The organism is Streptomyces sp. NPDC102467 (genome assembly GCF_044765445.1).
Taxonomy (GTDB): domain Bacteria; phylum Actinomycetota; class Actinomycetes; order Streptomycetales; family Streptomycetaceae; genus Streptomyces.
In genome coordinates, this window is the sequence record NZ_JBIWKA010000012.1 from 24,737 (window position 1) to 40,768 (window position 16,032).

General features: G+C 70.4%; 12 protein-coding genes and 1 pseudogene. 6 read left to right on the plus strand and 7 right to left on the minus strand.

Features of this window, described 5'->3' with window-relative positions:
- Positions 1–14 precede the first annotated feature (14 nt).
- On the minus strand, positions 15–4,328 hold the full coding sequence (locus tag ACIREE_RS24950; protein ID WP_404156161.1) for a discoidin domain-containing protein: 4,314 nt from the start codon (positions 4,326–4,328) through the stop codon (positions 15–17).
- A 186-nt stretch (positions 4,329–4,514) separates the two neighbouring features.
- Here ACIREE_RS24950 and ACIREE_RS24955 point away from each other — a divergent pair, with 186 nt between their 5' ends.
- The 3 genes from ACIREE_RS24955 (at position 4,515) to ACIREE_RS24965 (ending at position 7,458) form a co-directional block, all read left to right on the plus strand.
- Positions 4,515–5,312, plus strand: a complete 798-nt coding sequence (locus ACIREE_RS24955) for an alpha/beta fold hydrolase (RefSeq protein WP_404156164.1) — start codon at positions 4,515–4,517, stop codon at positions 5,310–5,312.
- A 71-nt stretch (positions 5,313–5,383) separates the two neighbouring features.
- Entirely contained in the window at positions 5,384–6,940 is a 1,557-nt protein-coding gene (gene murJ / locus ACIREE_RS24960; RefSeq protein WP_404156918.1) for a murein biosynthesis integral membrane protein MurJ, read from the plus strand.
- 23 nt (positions 6,941–6,963) lie between these two features.
- Positions 6,964–7,458 carry a cupin domain-containing protein gene (locus ACIREE_RS24965; RefSeq protein ID WP_404156167.1) on the plus strand — a complete coding sequence of 165 codons (495 nt, stop codon included), beginning with the start codon at positions 6,964–6,966 and terminating at the stop codon, positions 7,456–7,458.
- Between the two features lie 293 nt (positions 7,459–7,751).
- Here ACIREE_RS24965 and ACIREE_RS24970 read toward each other — a convergent pair whose 3' ends face one another.
- Both ACIREE_RS24970 and ACIREE_RS24975 read right to left on the minus strand, forming a co-directional pair.
- A complete protein-coding gene (locus ACIREE_RS24970) occupies positions 7,752–9,191 on the minus strand; it encodes a cellulose binding domain-containing protein (RefSeq protein WP_404156170.1) in 1,440 nt (479 codons plus the stop codon).
- Positions 9,188–9,886, minus strand: a pseudogene (locus ACIREE_RS24975) (family 20 glycosylhydrolase); the annotation flags it as partial. The pseudogene ACIREE_RS24975 and the gene ACIREE_RS24970, both read right to left, overlap by 4 nt.
- Here ACIREE_RS24975 and ACIREE_RS24980 point away from each other — a divergent pair.
- Complete coding sequence (locus ACIREE_RS24980; RefSeq protein WP_404156173.1) at positions 9,839–10,624, plus strand: GntR family transcriptional regulator; 786 nt, start codon at positions 9,839–9,841, stop codon at positions 10,622–10,624. The pseudogene ACIREE_RS24975 and the gene ACIREE_RS24980 overlap by 48 nt on opposite strands.
- Positions 10,625–10,688: 64 nt before the next feature.
- Positions 10,689–11,129: an OsmC family protein gene (locus tag ACIREE_RS24985; RefSeq protein ID WP_404156176.1), complete on the plus strand. Its 441-nt coding sequence runs from the start codon at positions 10,689–10,691 to the stop codon at positions 11,127–11,129.
- Here ACIREE_RS24985 and ACIREE_RS24990 read toward each other — a convergent pair.
- The 4 genes from ACIREE_RS24990 to ACIREE_RS25005 all read right to left on the minus strand — a co-directional run bounded on the left by ACIREE_RS24990 (position 11,116) and on the right by ACIREE_RS25005 (position 15,357).
- Complete coding sequence (locus ACIREE_RS24990) at positions 11,116–12,186, minus strand: GlxA family transcriptional regulator (protein ID WP_404156179.1); 1,071 nt, start codon at positions 12,184–12,186, stop codon at positions 11,116–11,118. The genes ACIREE_RS24985 and ACIREE_RS24990 overlap by 14 nt on opposite strands.
- On the minus strand, positions 12,183–12,815 hold the full coding sequence (locus ACIREE_RS24995) for an HD domain-containing protein (protein ID WP_404156921.1): 633 nt from the start codon (positions 12,813–12,815) through the stop codon (positions 12,183–12,185). Before ACIREE_RS24995 ends, ACIREE_RS24990 begins: the two co-directional genes overlap by 4 nt.
- A 145-nt stretch (positions 12,816–12,960) precedes the next feature.
- Positions 12,961–14,670 carry a chitinase gene (locus ACIREE_RS25000; RefSeq protein ID WP_404156181.1) on the minus strand — a complete coding sequence of 570 codons (1,710 nt, stop codon included), beginning with the start codon at positions 14,668–14,670 and terminating at the stop codon, positions 12,961–12,963.
- A gap of 186 nt (positions 14,671–14,856) precedes the next feature.
- On the minus strand, positions 14,857–15,357 hold the full coding sequence (locus ACIREE_RS25005) for a DinB family protein (protein WP_404156184.1): 501 nt from the start codon (positions 15,355–15,357) through the stop codon (positions 14,857–14,859).
- A 256-nt stretch (positions 15,358–15,613) separates the two neighbouring features.
- Between ACIREE_RS25005 and ACIREE_RS25010 the strand changes: the two genes are divergently transcribed.
- A complete protein-coding gene (locus tag ACIREE_RS25010) occupies positions 15,614–16,027 on the plus strand; it encodes a hypothetical protein (RefSeq protein ID WP_404156187.1) in 414 nt (137 codons plus the stop codon).
- Positions 16,028–16,032: the final 5 nt, after the last annotated feature.

The following is a 16,032-nucleotide window of genomic DNA, read 5'->3' on the forward strand; positions in this document are numbered from 1 at the left end:
TGCGGTGCTGCGTACTACGGCTGCACGTTGATCTTGAACGTGGACGTCGTGTTCCGGATGTCCACCGCGTTGTCGCTCAACTTCAGGTTGTGGAAGGTGACTTCACCGACCGCCGGGCCCTGGCCCGACTCCGGCATCTCGTTCGCCCACAGTCCGAAGCCGGACTTGGCGTCGTACGCGTCGCCGCTCTTGTGCGCGCCCGAGATGGTGACGTCCGTCAGGATCGTGTCCTTGATCGGGAACTGCGGCTGCCCTCCTACGTAGTTGGTCTGGAACATGATCCCGCTGTACGTCGGGTCCACGATGTCGACGTCGTTGACCCGGATGCCCTGGAACACCTTCGACGCGGAGAACATCCAGATTCCCGGGAACGTCTGCCCGTTCCAGAAATGGCCTCCGGAGCGGATGACCGAGGTGTTCTCCAGGGCGGTCGGGCCGGTGCCGAACCCGTTCATGGGATACCCGAAGTCCAGGGAGCTGATGGTGACTCCGGAGTAGACGAGCGTGTCCGCGACGAGGATGTTGCGGAACGTGTTGTCGTACCCGCCGTACACGGCGATGCCCGCCGCCCGCCACGTGAGCAGTGACGTCAGGTTCTCGAACACGTTGTTCTTCTCGTCCGCACCGCCCGAGTCGATCGCCGAGAACAGGGCGAAGCTGTCGTCGCCTGTCGCCCGGGACTCGTTGTTCACGACGTGGCTGTCCGTCGAGCCGTTCGTCATGTTGACGCCGTCGGCGAACGTGTCACGGATCCGGGAGTTCTTGATGGTGACACGGTCGGTGTTGGCGCCCCAGTACAGGCACACCGTGTGCTCGTTCCACACGTCGTCGATGGTGATGTCCGCGACGTTGGAGAAGTCGAAGACCTTGCCGGGGCCGTCGATGCGCGACGTGTAGTTCCCGAAGAACGAGAAGTGCCCGAAAGTCGACCCGTTGGCTGTCGCCTCCGCGCGGAACCCGGCGTCCGTGTTCTCCTGCGACGACGGCGTGTGGAACCGGGTGAACCACGGCCCGGCGCCGACCACCTTCACCGCCTTCCCGTACACCTGGAACTTGTTGGACGTCTCGTAGTCACCGGCCGGCAGATACACCCCGACGAGCTTGCCCGTCGTGTCCATCCGCACCTTGTCGAGCGCGTCCTGCACGGCCTGCTGCGAGAAACCGGTCGGCACGGCGTACGTCGCCGGATCCGGGTTGGGCAGCGCGGTCGCCTGCTCCAGGCTCACGAAGTCGATCGCGTACGTGGTGTCGTTCGCGGCGTCCTTCTGCAGCCGGATCCTGCTGCCCTGCGGCACGGTCTGGCCGAGCAACAGGTTCGCCTCGTCGTAGATGTGCCGGGGCGCGCCCGCGCTCGGCGCGTTGCCGGGCCCGGTCTCCGCTCCGTACAGCCACGCGTACTTCGACGTCAGGTCGATGGCCTTGAGGTACTTGCCGTCGACGTAGACGTTGAGCGTCGAGTTCCTGCCGCCGCCGCCCGCCGCGTCCGGTATCGAGAAGCGGGTGACGAGCGTGTTCGTCGGCGCCTTGGTGGTGAACTCGACGTACGAGCCGGTGCTGTCGAGGGTCACGGCCTTGCGGCCCGAGGCCTCGCCCGCGAGATCGCCGACCGTGCGGTTGGGTCCGAGCACCTTCGCGCCGCCGCCGACCGAGCCGTCCTCCGCCTCGTAGGTGTCGTACGGCATGCTCGCGCCGCGCCCGACGAAGAGCGGCTGCGACGACGTGTTGTTGTCGCGTTTGACCGGCAGCTCGTTCGCGTCGGCGGCGATCACGGTCTTCACCGTGAACTTGCCCTTGCCCGCTGTCCAGGTGCCGAGCTTGACCGGAGCGGTCGTGGCACCGGCCGCGATCGATCCGTCGTAGGACCCGGTGAGCGTCTTGACGACCGTGCCGCCGGAGTCGGTGACGGTGAGCGTGATGCCGTGACCGCCCGACGAACTCGCCTGATTTCCCTGGTTCTTGAGGGCCGCCGAGAAGGTGACCGTGTCGCCCTCGCCCGGCGCGCTCGGCGACCAGGACACGGGCGAGGCCACGAGGTCGGCGCTGGTCACCGGCTTGACGACGAGACCCGTGGGGCTGGTGTAGGCGTTGTTGTTCTCGTCGCGCTCGACGACCTTGTCGCCCGGGTCGACGACCGCGCCGACCTGGTACGTTCCCGCGTCGCGCGTTCCGATGTCCGCGCTGACGGTCGCTGTCGCCCCGGCCGCGAGCGCGCCCACGGACGCGGAACCGACCTTGTCCGAGCCGAGCTTGAAGTCCAGGTCGGTCGCGGTGCTCGCCTCACTGCCCGCGTTGCGCACGGTCGCCGACAGGGTGATCTTGTCGGACTCCACCGGAGAGGCGGGCTGCGATGTGATGCCCGTGACCTGGAGGTCGGGGTTGGGTGCGGGCTCGCCCAGCACCTGGAACTCGGCCAACTGACCGGCCGGGGCACCCGAGTTGGCGGTGAAGACGAGACGGACGTCCGCGACCCGCGCGGTCACCGGCACCGTCACGCTGTTCCCGCTGGACGGGTTGAACGTGTAGTCCTTCGCCGCGACCAGCGTCGAGAAGCCCGACGCCTTCTGCTCGCGGCCCTGCACCTCGATCTTCTGGGTGCGGGTGGACCACGCGGCGTCCGGGTTCAGCTTCAGGACGAGCGAGGAGACATCCGCGTTCGCGCCCAGCTTCACGGTCAGCGTGTTCGGGTAGCTGCCCCCGCCGCCTTCCCAGTACGTGCTGGTCTGATCGTCGACCGCGTTCTCCGCGACGTACGTGAACGTGGAGGACGACGCCGTGATCGGCTTGCCCGCGGCCAGGTTGGCGGTGACGGTCGTGGAGCCGTTGCGCGTCACGGCATTGCTGTTCGCCGACTGATTGCCCGCCGCGTCCTTGGCGCGCACCGTGTAGGTCACCGTCGCGGACGCGGGCTGCGTGTCGGTGTACGAAGTGACGTCACCAGCAAGGGACTTGAGTACGGCCCCGTTCGCGTAGAGGTCGTAGGCCGTGACCTTCACATTGTCGGTCGACGCCTGCCAGGTCAGCTTGACCTGGCCCTTGGTCGCCTCGGTGAAGGCCAGGTTCCCGGGTGCGGTCGGCGCCTGCGTGTCGCCCGAGTCGCCCGTGCGCGTCACCGAGCCGGAGTTCGCGGACTGGTTCCCGGCGGCGTCCTTGGCGCGCACGAAGTACGTGAGCGACGCAGATGCCGGCTGGGTGTCGGTGTAGGTGAGCGTGTCGCCGCCGACCGACGCGCGCAGCGTCCCGTTCGCGTAGATGTCGTAGCCGGTGACCTTCACATTGTCCGAGGCCGCCTTCCAGGTCAGCTTGATCGAGCCGGTCGCGGGCTCGGTGTAGGCGAGCCCGCTGGGCGCGCCGGGCGCCTCGGTGTCGCCGGTCGTCGGCCCGAAGACCTCCAACTCGGAGAGTTGACCGGCCGGTTGGCGCGTGTTCGCGGTGACGAGGACCCGCACGTACCGCGTCGTGACCGTGTCGAACGACAGCGTCTGCGACTGCCCGGCCGACGCGCTGAACTCGTAGGCCTTCGAGGCGACCAGATCCTGGAAGTCCGCACCGTTCGTGCTGCCGCGCACCGTGAGCGTCTGGGTCCTGGTCTCCCAGCCGGACGGCAGCCGCAGCACCACCCGGTTCACCCGCACCGACGCGCCCAGGTCCACCTGGACCCACTGCGGCAGCGCGTCGTTCTTGGACTCCCAGTAGCTGGCGATGTCACCGTCACCGGCGTTCGCCGCCGTGTACGTCTGCGTGGTGGAGCTCGCCGTGAACGTCTTGCCGCGGGCCAGGTTCACCGAGGAATCCGCCGTGCCGTGCACCTCCAGCTCCGACAACTGTGCCGCCTGCCAAACGGAGTTGGCGCTCACCACGACCCGTACGAAGCGGGTCTGTGTCGCCGCGAACGACACCGTCACCGTGTTCCCCGACCCAGGAGCGAAGGTGTACGACGCCGACGACTTCAGGGTGTCGAACGAGGTGCCGTCCGCGCTGCCCTGCACGGAAAGGGTCTGGTTCCGGCTCTCCCAGGAACCCGGGAGGCGCAGCACCACCTCGTCGACGCGGGCCGTAGAGCCCAGGTCGGCCTGCACCCACTGCGGCAGGCCGGAGCCCGAACTCTCCCAGTACGTCGAGGCGTTGCCGTCGGTCACGTTCGCCGCGCCGTACTCCGCGTTCGCGCTGCTCGCCTTCGCCGCGGCGCCCGCCGCGAGGTTCGGGCCGCCCGCGGCACCTGCCGAGAGTGCCGGGAGGCCGAGGAACGCCAGGGCGAGCGCGAGGAAGGCGACCGCGAGGCCCCGTCTTCTGCCCCGCCATCTGGATCTGAGCGATGACTGTCCGATCATGCTGCCCCTGTCCCTGCATCCGGCGTGCAGTGAAGAGCACCCGTTGTGCAGTGAAGTGAGTGGTGAGCGAGCGACCTGAGGGATCAACATCAATTTATTGCGTTCAGTTGTTGGAGAATTGCAGAGTGCTGTCGCGGAGTCCACCGTTTGAACAGAGGGAGTTGCGATGGGGGAGAATCGTGGACCATGTCCCACGCACAGGCGGCCGACGGCGTCGCGCTCCATTACCAAGTCCGCGGCAGCGGGGCCCCGTTGCTCCTCCTGGCCGGTCAGTCGAACAGCCACCGCTGGTGGGACCCGGTGCTCGACCGCTTCGCCACGGCCTTCACGACGGTCGTCATCGACTGGCGCGGCACCGGCGACAGCGACCGGCCCGACACGGACACGTACAGCACCGAGAACTTCGCCCGCGACGTCGTCGCCGTGCTCGACCACGCGGGCATCGACCGCGCCCACGTGTACGGCACCTCGATGGGCGGCCGCGTCGCCCAGTGGCTCGCCGCCGACCACGCCGCGCGCGTCGACCGCCTGGTTCTCGGCTGTACGTCACCGGGCGCGCCGCACGGCGTCGAGCGCGGCCCCGCCGTCCGCAAGGCGCTCGCCGACCCGGACCCGGCCGTCTCCCGCGCCGCCCTGCTCGACCTGATGTACACGCCCGCCTACGCCGCGACGCACCAGGGGCCGTTCGCCACCCTCGGCGACCCCGCGATGCCCGCGCACGCCCGCCGCCGCCACCTGCGGGCCAGCGCCCGGCACGACGCCTGGGACGCGCTGCCCCGCATCACCGCGCCGACCCTCGTCGTGCACGGCACCGACGACGACTTCAACCCCACCGCCAACGCGCCGCTCCTCGCCGAGCGCATCCCCGACGCACGCCTCCTGCTGATCCCGGGCGGCCGACACGCCTACTTCGAGGAGTTCGCGGACGACGCGACGCCCCCGGTCATCGATTTCCTGAACGCAACGAAGGAGACGGCACGTTGACCGGGACCGCCCGCATATCCGAGCACCACTCCGAGCCGCGGAGCACGTCACTCGCCCGGTCCTCGTTCCTCATGGCCATCGGCACGCTCGTCTCCCGCGCCACCGGCCTGATCCGCCAGGTCCTCCAGGCCGCCGCACTCGGCACCGGCCTCTACGCGAGCACGTACAACACCGCGAACACCGTCCCCACCAGCCTGTACACCCTGCTCATCGGCGGCGCCCTCAACTCGGTCCTGGTGCCCCAGCTGGTGCGCGCCCGTGCCGAGCACGCCGACGGGGGCCGCGCCTACGAGCAGCGCCTCGTCACCCTCGTCGTGTGCGTCCTCGGTATCGGCACCGCCCTCGCCGTGTGGGCGGCTCCGCAGATCGTCGGCATCTATCTGAACGACACGCCCGACCGGCACGCCGCGTTCGAGCTCACCGTCGTGTTCGCCCGGTTCCTGCTGCCGCAGATCTTCTTCTACGGACTGTTCGCCATGGTCGGACAAGTCCTGAACGCACGCGGCAAGTTCGGCGCCATGATGTGGACGCCGGTCCTCAACAATGTTGTCCTCATCGCCATGTTCGCCGCCTACCTCACCCTCATGGCGGTGCCCGACAACGTCGCCGACGTCACCATGACCCAGGTCCGCCTCCTCGGTATCGGCACCACCTGTGGCATCGCGGTGCAGGCCCTCGCGCTGATCCCCTTCGCGCGGGCCGCCGGGTTCCGGCCGCGCCCCCGCTTCGACTGGAAGGGCACCGGCCTCGGCGGGAGCATCCGGGCCGCCCGGTGGACCCTCCTGTTCGTCCTCGCGAACCAGGCCGGGCTCGCCGTCGTCACCCACTTCGCGAACTCCGCCGACGCGGCCCTGCCGCACTCCGGCGTCGGCTACACCGCCTACTCCTACGCCCAGACCATCTGGCTGCTGCCCCAGTCCATCGTCACCGTCTCCCTCGTCACCGCCCTCCTGCCCCGCATCAGTGCGGCCGCAGTCGAGGGCCGCGTCGACGACGTGCGCGCCGACCTGTCCCGCGCGCTGCGCGCGACCGGCGCCGTGATCGTGCCCGCCGCCTTCCTCTTCCTCGCGCTCGGCCCACAGATCGCCACGCTGCTGTTCGGACACGGCGCCGCCGACCCGGGACCGCTCGGCCACATGCTGCAGGCGTTCGGACTCGGCCTGATCCCGTTCTCCGCGCAGTACCTGATGCTGCGCGGCTTCTACGCGTTCGAGGACACCCGTACCCCGTTCGTCACCGCCGTCTGGATCGGCGCGCTCAACATCGCGCTGGCCTGCGCCTGTCACTGGCTGCTCCCCGCCCGCTGGGCCGTCACCGGCATGGCCGCCGCCTACGCCCTCTCGTACGGGATCGGACTGTTGCTGACCGCGCGGCGGCTGCGGCGCCGGCTCGACGGGCGTCTGGACGGACGCCGCCTTCTGGGCAGCTACGGGAAACTGGTCGCCGCCGCCGGGATCGCCGCCGGCCTCGGATGGCTCGCGGCCCGGGCCTGCGCAGGCCCGGCAGGTACCTCGGTCGCCGGGACCGCGGTCGCGCTCGCCGCCGGCACCCTCGCCATGGCGGCCGGCTTCCTCGTCCTGGCCAGGCTGCTGCGCATCGCCGAAGTGCGTAGGCTGCCGTTCGCCTGACCCACGACGAAGGAACGATTGCCATGCCCGCTGCCCACGTCCTGCTCGCACAGCTCCTGAAGGCGGCCGACCCGGCCGCGACCGGGGCGTTGTGGCGCCTGGAGGGCGCGGCCCGGCAACTCGACGCCAACGTGGTCCGCGTACGGCCCGGCGCCCGGGGTGAGGCGTACGTCGAGAACGACCTCGACGTGCTGCTCGTCGTCGCCGAGGGGCGCGGCACCCTCCACCGGGCAGGCACGGAGGAGGAGTTGGCGCCCGGCACCCTGGTGTTCGTGCCGCGCGGCGAGCGGCGCGCCGTCAGTGCGGGAGACGACGGCCTCGTCTACATCACGGCACACCGCAGGAGGCCCGGCATGACGATCGGCCGGGCCGCCACCGCGGTGACCGCCGAGGGCGGCGAGGCGCCGTGTCTGCTGCCCCGCGTCTGCGCGGAGTGCGGCCGGGCCGCCGAGGGCGCCGACGCGCGCTTTTGCGCCCGGTGCGGAGAGCGCTTGCCAGGGAAAGACTTCCGGCCGTAGTTGAGAGCGCGGGATCACGCCAGACGGCGGGTTCCGCACCCTCGATATCGGCCTCCTGCAAGGGAGTTGGCCTTCCGCTTCCGTCACTTCTCGCCACTGATTCAACACACAATGTTACCGAAAGAGGGGGGTGCGGGATGAGTTCCCGTCCCGCCCACGGCAGACTCTGCGCCAGGCGGCCGCCGACTCCCGCGGTGGCCGGCCTGGGAGGGGAAGCACCACCGGGGGAGTCCGCGCGTGTGGGGCGTGCGGACTCCCCGACCCCCGTCAGGGCCCTTCGTTGAACACCGGAGTCAGGACGCGGGAACAGTGTCCTCGAACGTGGTGCCTGCCGAACGGTAGGCGGCTACCTTCGCCGCCACCTGCGCCGGCGTGAGCACCTGATCCTTGACGTGCAGCACGTAGTCGACCTGCTGGTCGTACGCGCGCGGGCTGGTGCTCGTCTGACCGGCCAGGTCGATCAGCCACTGGTTGAAGTTGATCGACATCCCCCGCTCCGGCAGATACGCGGCGTCGTGCGTACCGAACAGCTGCCCGTCGATGTAGTACCGGATGGTGCTGTTGTCGATGGTGAGCACCAGGTCGTGCCAGCCCGCGTAGCTCTGTCGGCCCTCCGTGTGCTGGTTCACCGCCTGCCACGGGTCCGGGTTGTAGGTCTCCCAGGACGTGGTGTACAGGATGTTCGACGGCTCGCCCCAGCCCCCGTTCGGCAGATACTCGAAGTCGTACTCGGAGTAGTCGTCCGCCATCGGCGCCTTGAGGTCGTTGATGGTGAAGAACGTCTGTACCAGGTGGTCCCCGTCGGGGCCGCTCTTGGGCGCGTCGCTGAACTTGACGCGTGCCGCGTACGTCCCGTTCCTGAACTTGAGGGCCTTGGTGAGGACTTCGGTCTGTTTCGTGCTCTCACCGGTCCCCGCCGTCGATGTCTCCAGGTTCATCACGGAGTTGCCGCCCGAGGACGGGAACGTCACTTTCTCCGGCGCCCAGGTCGCGCCCGGCACACCGGGGCCGCCCGAGTTGGAGCGCACGCTCCAGCCGTTCGCCGCGATCTTCGGGTCGCTGGACGAGGTGTAGTTGAAGTCGTCGAAGAGCGAGGTACCGGCGCCCGGACCGGTCGGGTCCGTCGGGTCGGTCGGGTCCGTGGGGTCGGTCGGATCGTTGCCAGCGGGAGCCGTGCCCCACACGACGGCGCCATTGAGCTGAGCGGTGACCTTCGACCAGTTCGCGTAACCCGACTGCGCCGCGCCGAACGAGTAGTCGTCGGCCTGGTTCAACGACTGCCAGTCGGAGCGGTAGAAGCGCAACTGCAGATCGCCCGTGTCCGCGCCCGCCGCGAGGGATCCGGCGCCGGACGTGAAGCCGACCTCCAGATACCGGTCGGCGGTCGCGGTCGGACGAGCGAGGGTGCCGAACGTGCCGGTGACGTTGGAGCACCCCTTCACGGCCCACGAGCAGGCGAAGCGGTAACTCGTGCTCGCGGAATCCGACTTGAAGTAGTAGCGGACCTTGACTCCGCTGAGCGGAACGCTCGCACCGCCGGAGTTGCGGACCTTCAGCCACGGCTCGGCCTGATCACTGCCGGTGCTGCCCGTGTGGTACTGCACCGTCAGATCACCCGCGGCCGCGGAAGCACTCGCCGGGAGCGCGAAGAGGCCCGCGCAGCCGAGCACGACGGCGACGGCACACGTGGCCGATCTGGTGACGGTCGTTCTTTTCGCGACGCTCTTCCTCATGACGGTTCCTTTCCGGAACGGTGGGGGACGGGGACGTGCGGGTCGAGCGGCCCGTGCCGCACACCGAGTGCGGCGAGCCGGGGCAGATGCGCGGCGAGCCGCTCACGGAAGCCGGGCCAGGACGGGGAGCCGTGCCAGGCGCGGTCGGCGAACGCGCACAGCCGGGGGAAGGCCAGCCGGTCGACGTGCCCGGCGGTCGGGGCGAACTCGGTCCACAACTGCGCCTGCATCCCGAGGAGCCGGCCGGCCGGGCCGGCGCCGTCCGGCGGTTCGTGGCCGTGGACCGCACGCAGGTCGACCACCGGGCCCGGCTGCGCCTGCGGCTCGTCCGGGGCGTACGACTGCGCGTAGTCGAGGTAGCTCGCGCGGTGCTGACCGCTGATCACCGGGTGCCCGCGCTCGAGCGCGATGCGGGTGTGCTCCGGGTCGCGCCACGTCATGACCGTGAAGTGCGGCGGCAGCCCCTCGCCGGTCTCCGCCCACGCCGTGGGGATGCGCCCGCGCCCGACCAGGTGCTCCCCGATGCGGGCCAGGAACCAGCCGCGCAGCGCGGCCGTGTCGGCCAGCCCCTCGGCGGCGGCCCGCGCCCGCGCCGCCGGGCTCGCCGCCCACTCCGTGGTGGGGCACTCGTCGCCGCCGATGTGCACATGCGGCGACGGGAACACGTCGAGGACCTCGTCGAGCACCGTGCGGCAGACCGCACGCTCTGCGCCCGCCTCGGCGTCTCCCGGCCCACGCTGCGCGCGGCCGTCGACGAACTCGTCGCCACCGGTCTTCTCGTCCGCGAACACGGCCGCGGGATGTTCGTCGCCCCGCAGAAGATCACCCAGGAACTCGTCGCGCAGGAACAGGCGTTGACGGTGCCGCAGGCCGCCGGCGCCTGGACGAGCCGGATCCTGGAGTTCACCACCATCCAGGCGGGTGCCCGGGTCGGCCGCAAGCTGCGCCTCTCACCCGCCGCGATGATCGTCTACGTGGCCCGGCTGCGCCTCGTCGACGGGGCGCCGATGGCCATCGAGCACCTGCACATCCGCGCCGATCTGGTCCCGGGGCTGAGCGCCCAGGAGCTGGAGAGCGGCGACCTGTACGCACATTTGCGGACGCACCACGACGTACACGTCCGCGAAGCCGTCCAGGCCATCGAGCCGACCGTCGTCACCCGGGCCGAGGCCGACCTCCTCGGCGTCCCCGAGCTCTCCCCGGCGCTGCTCTTCGAGCGGCTCACCTCGGACACGGCCGGGCGGCCCGTCGAATACGTCCACTCGCTGTACCGGGGGGACCGCTACCGGATCGTCTCCCGCCTCACCCTCGGCCCGGCCGCGACCACCACCGCGCCGTCCGCCGGGCACCATCCGGGCATCCCGCCCGGCGACTTCGCGCACCGCGACACCGTCGCCTCCACGACCCGGGGCGATGTGCAACAAGGACCCTGACACTCGCTCCGAACTCCGGGGCCGCCTGCGCGGCGCGGGCGCGGGACCTGGTTACGGTTCGGCCATGGCCGACTACCGCATCGAAACCGTCCGCAACGGCGAACGCGACTGGACCGCCCGCAACGACCGCGGGGCCGAGGTCCGGATCGCCCCCGCCGACGCCGCGGACGCCCAGCCTTCGTTCACCCCCGTCGAACTCCTCCTCGCCGCGCTCGGTGGGTGCGGCGGCCTCGTCGTCGACCGCACCGCACGCACCGCCGAACACGACGCGCTGCGCATCGTCGTCGAGTCGGTCTCCCGGCCCGAGGACGACGGCCGGGTCGGCGCCGTCCGCGTCTCCTACGAACTCGCCCTGCCCGAAGGCGACACCCGGACCGCCGAACTGCTCGAACGCGGCATCCGCCTCACCCACGAGAAGTACTGCACGGTCAGCCGCACCGTCGAACACGGCGCGCGCGTCGAGGCGCTGGGCCCCGACGGCACGATGCTCTTCATGGGCGGCTGAGAGCCGGCGCGCGGGGCAGGCCCGCGGGCAGGGCGCTCCGACCGGCTCTCGCCCCGCGAGGCCGCTCAGAGCGCCCCGCCCCCGTCGTACGGAACCGAGCCCGGTACTCCGACGGCGCGACCCCGAGGGAGTGCTGGAACGCCCGGCGCATGGACTCCGACGAACCGAACCCGGCCGACCCGGCGACCGATTCCACCGGCTCGGCGCCCCCTTCGAGCAGGGCCCGCGCCGCCTCCAGACGCACCGACTCGACGTACTGCCCCGGCGTCATCCCCGTCTCCGCGCGGAACAGCCGCGTCAGATGCCGGGCGCTCACCCCGGCCGCGCGCGCCACGGCGTCCAGGTCCGACGCGGCGCCCGGATCGCAGGCGACCGCGTCCATCGCCGCGCGCACCGCGGGATGCCGGGCCGACACCGGGCCGAGCCGCGCGCTGAACTGCGACTGACCGCCCGGCCTGGCCATGAACACCACCAGCTCACGCGCGACGTCCCGGGCCACGTCGGCGCCGTGGTCCTCCTCGACCAGCGCGAGCGCCAGATCGATGCCCGCCGTCACCCCCGCCGAGGTGATCACGGAGCCGTCCCGGACGAACACCGGGTCGTCCTCGACCGTGACCGCCGGGTAGGCAGCCGCGAGCTCCGGCGCGAGCCGCCAGTGCGTCGCCGCGCGGCGACCGTCGAGGACACCCGCCTCCGCCAGCAGGAACGCCCCCGCGCAGACGGACGCCACCCGCCGGGCCCGGCCGGCAAGGCGGGAGGTGAAAGCGATCAGCTCCGCGTCGTGCACGGCCCGCCGCCAGTCGGAGCGCCCCGGCACCAGGACGGTGCCCACGCGCGGCGGCACCGCGTCGCCATCACCGTCGACGCCGACCCGCACCCCCGACGACGTCCGCACGTCGGCGCCGTCCGGCGAGACGATGCGTATGTCATAGGCCCCGCCGTGCAGATTGGCGGTGGTGAGGACCTCGGCCGGGCCGGTCACGTCGAGGAGTTGCACCTGGTCGAAGGCGACGATCGCGACGACCTGAGAGGCGGGTGCGGAGGCGGGTGCGCTCACTGCTCCCACTTCGAGTCGAGGATCGTCCGCACGAAGTCGCCCCGCTCGAAGCCCGGCACGTAGTGGGCGAGGACGTCGGCCTTCACGTTCCCGAACGTCGTCTCCGGCTTCGGCGCCACACCGTCCGTGAAGGCCCGCAGGATGCGCCGCTTGAAGTCGGGCCTCGGATGCAGGGACACGATGTCCGCCCGGTCGGCCCGCGCCACGTCGTCGAAGCCGATGCCGAGCACGTCGTACTCGACGCCCGCCGTCACCAGGGCCACCTCGGGCTCCATGAACGCGGGGACACCCGGCGTCGTGTGCAGCGCGATCGCCGTCCACACCCGGCGGACGCTGTCCTCGGGGACGCCCCGGGCGGTGAGGAAGCGGCGGGCCTCGTCGGCGCTGTCCACCTCGAAGCGCCGGCCGCTGTCGTGAAACCGCTCGGACAGCCCCAGATCGTGGAAGAGAGCTCCCACGTAGAGCAGTTCGGGGTCGTAGGACAGATCGCGGTTGCGGCCCTGCAACGCCCCGAAGAAGTAGACGCGCCGCGAGTGGTGGTAGATCAGCTCGCTCGTCGTGTCACGCACCAGCTGGTCCGCCTCGCGCGCCAGTTTCGTGTCGGGCACCCGCACGCCCGCGACCGTCATCGTGTCCTTCTGCACCGCGCCCACCTGGGCCTTTCGCCATGAAGTGCCGCCGGATCGTCCGGCGGCACTTCTCAGCTTCCGCCTCCGTGGAGGCGGGCGCCATGGCTGTGGGGTCAGGTGTCCCACAGATACGGACACGGCCGCGCTACGGCAGGCTGTGCACCTTGGGCCCGACCGCGTTCGACCAGGCGCTGCCGGCCGTCGCGTCCCAGTTCGTCGACCAGGTCATCGCGCCGCGCAGCCCCGGATAGGTCCGCGCGGGCTTGAAGGAACCGCAGCTCGTGCCGCGGGCCAGGCAGTCGAGCGCGTTGTTCACGACCGACGGGGCCACGTAGCCGCTGCCCGCCCCGCGCGTGGAGGCCGGGACGCCGAGACCGACCTGCGCCGGGTCGAGACCGCCCTCCAGCTGGATGCAGGCGAGCGCGGTGAGGAAGTCCACCGAACCCTGGCTGTAGACCTTGCCGTCGCAGCCCAGCATCGAACCGCTGTTGTAGTACTGCATGTTGACGACGGTGAGGATGTCCTTCACGTTCAGCGCGGTCTTGAAGTACTCGCCCGACGTGGACTGCATGTCGATGGTCTGCGGTGCCATCGTGAGCACCAGCTTCGAGCCGGCCTTGGCGGACAGCTGGCGCAGCGCCTTCGTCATGTACGTCGAGTTGAGGCCGTTCTCCAGGTCGATGTCGACGCCGTCGAAACCGTACTCCTGCATCAGCGCGTACGCGCTGTTCGCGAACGCGGTCGCCGACGCGTCGCTGTTGACCGAGATGCTGCCCTTCTCGCCGCCGATGGAGAGGACCACGGACTTGCCCGCCGCGTGCTTGGCGGTGATGTCCGCCTTGAAGTCGGCGGCGGAGGCGTAGCCGACGGCCGGGTCGAGGTTGAAGGTGATCTGCCCCTGCGTGGTCGTGGCGTCGGCGAACGACACCGCGATGATGTCGTACTGCGACGACACGTCCCGCAGCTTCTGTACGGTCGCGCCGTTGTCGAAGTTCTGCCAGTACCCGGTCAGCGCGTGCTTGGGCACGGCGCCGCCGCCCCCGCCGCCGCCGGACGTGGCCGTTCTGGCGGTCACCGCCGCCGACTTGGCGGACTCACCGGCCGCGTTCGTCGCACTGACCTGGAAGCTGTAAGCGGTGTTGGCCGTGAGCCCCGTGACGCTCGCCGATGACCCCGTGACGGACGCGACCTTCGTGCCGTCCCGGTAGACGTTGTAGCCGGACGCCGTGGAGACCGGGGTCCAGGACAGGTCGACGGAGGTCGAGGTGGTCGCGCCCGCGGCGAGGCCCGCCGGCACGGCCGGTATCACCACCGGGTCGCTGCCGCCGCCCCCGTCGGGCCCGAAGACGTTCACGTCGTCCACGTAGTAGGGGCTCTGCCCGTACCAGCCGTGCGTGTAGATCGTCACCGACGTCGTGTTCGCGCCTGTCTTGAAACTGGTGGTGAGCTGCTGCCAGGACGAGCTGCCCGGCGTCCAGGTGGAGACATCGGTGGTACCGGTGCCGCTCGCGCCGAGGTAGGCGTAGCCGCCCTGCACCCAACTGCTCAGCGTGTACGTCGAGTTGGGCTTGACCGCGACGGTCTGGGTGCACTGGGCGTTGTCCTGGCCCGCCGGTGTGCCCTTCAGGGCCTTGGTGCCACCGTGCACGGGGGACGAGACGGCCGCGCCGCTGCCCGCGGTGCAGGTCCAGTTGCTCAGGTCCGACTCGAAGCCGGCGTTCTTGGCGACGTTGACGTCCGCGGCCTGCGCGGGAGCGGCGAGCGCGGTGACGCCGAGCGCCGCGGCCGAAGTGACGGCGAGTGCGCCGCCGAGCCAGCGGCGGGCGCCGGGTCTGCCATGACGTGCACGGTCCACGGGGATGCCTCCGGGGGAGAGGTGAGGGCTGAAAGTGAACGGTGGCCACCGCTGTGCGCCAAAGCTGGTCCAGACCAATCGAGTTGTCAAGACCTTTGGCGCGCTGCGGTTTCCCTCGGTCCCCGGACGCGCGAACGGCGCTGAACCAGGAGTTCAGCGCCGTGTCGGAGAAAAGCCTCCGAGCCGTCAGAGCAGCCCGCGTACGTAGGCGGCCTGTCCCACGTGCTGGAGATCGTCCGACAGGACGCTGACGAGCCGTGCGCCCAGCGTCACGGGCGGGTCCCAGTTCTCGTCCACGATGCGGTCGAGCGCGGCGTCCTTCAGGTCGCCGAGGAAGCCCAGCGTCTGCTCGTGCACCGCGTCGTAGTAACCGACGAGCAGGTCGCCGGATTCGACCTGCACCTGGCCGACCTGTTTCGAGGTATGGCCGTAGCCGGTGTCCGACGCGGGCAGCGGCAGTCCGAAGCGGTCGGCCCAGCCTTGTCCGAGCCAGACCTGTTCGGTGCCCGCCGCGTCGGCGACGTGGTCGTCCTGTACGCGCGTGAGATGCCAGATCAGCCAGGCGATGGAATTCGCGCCGTCGCCGGGCCGCGTATGGAGATCATCGGGGGAAAGGCCCTCGACCACCGCGTGCACTTCTTCCTGAATGCGGCCGTAGCCGTCGATGAGTACGTCATGGATGCGCATGAGGTGCAGTTTCGTCGACCACGCGGATTTCGGCCAACGGAGCGCCGGAATATGCCAGGAGACTGGCGCAAAAAGCATGGTGACAGCGCGTCCGAAGTGCCGATACTCGACAGGTGGGACGGTTGAATTTTGATCGAATACGGCCCACGCGGACCTGCGGAAGATCGACGATCTTGAATTCCTCCGCAGGTGGGTCGATCGCTGATCAATAACCGGACCGGTCAGTGATCAATGGCACCGGGCAATGGGGGAGATCGTGCACGACGAATTCCTGTGCCACGTCACCGCATACGGAATCTGCGGTGGACGGCTCGTCGGAGTTCCGCTCGGCACCTATCGCGCACCCACCCTGCCGCTCGCCCTGTGGTGGTTACGCGATCGGGCCACCTGGATCGCCGAACGCCTCGACCCCCGCCCCGGCCTCCCGCACCTGCCCGAGGGCGCCCTGATGCCGCTGGGTGACGACACCCCGGACGTGCCCGGCCAACTGCGCGCCTGGTGCGCCGACACGGCCCAACAGGACCGCATCGCCGAGGAGTTGGCGGGCGGCCGGCTCGTCCGCGTCGCCACCCGCGACGAGACCACCGAGTACGAACTCCTCGCCGAGTCCGTGGACGCCCTGCGCATGGCCCGCAGGGCCGCGCACGCCCCGGCGCACGCGTCCGTATGACAGGT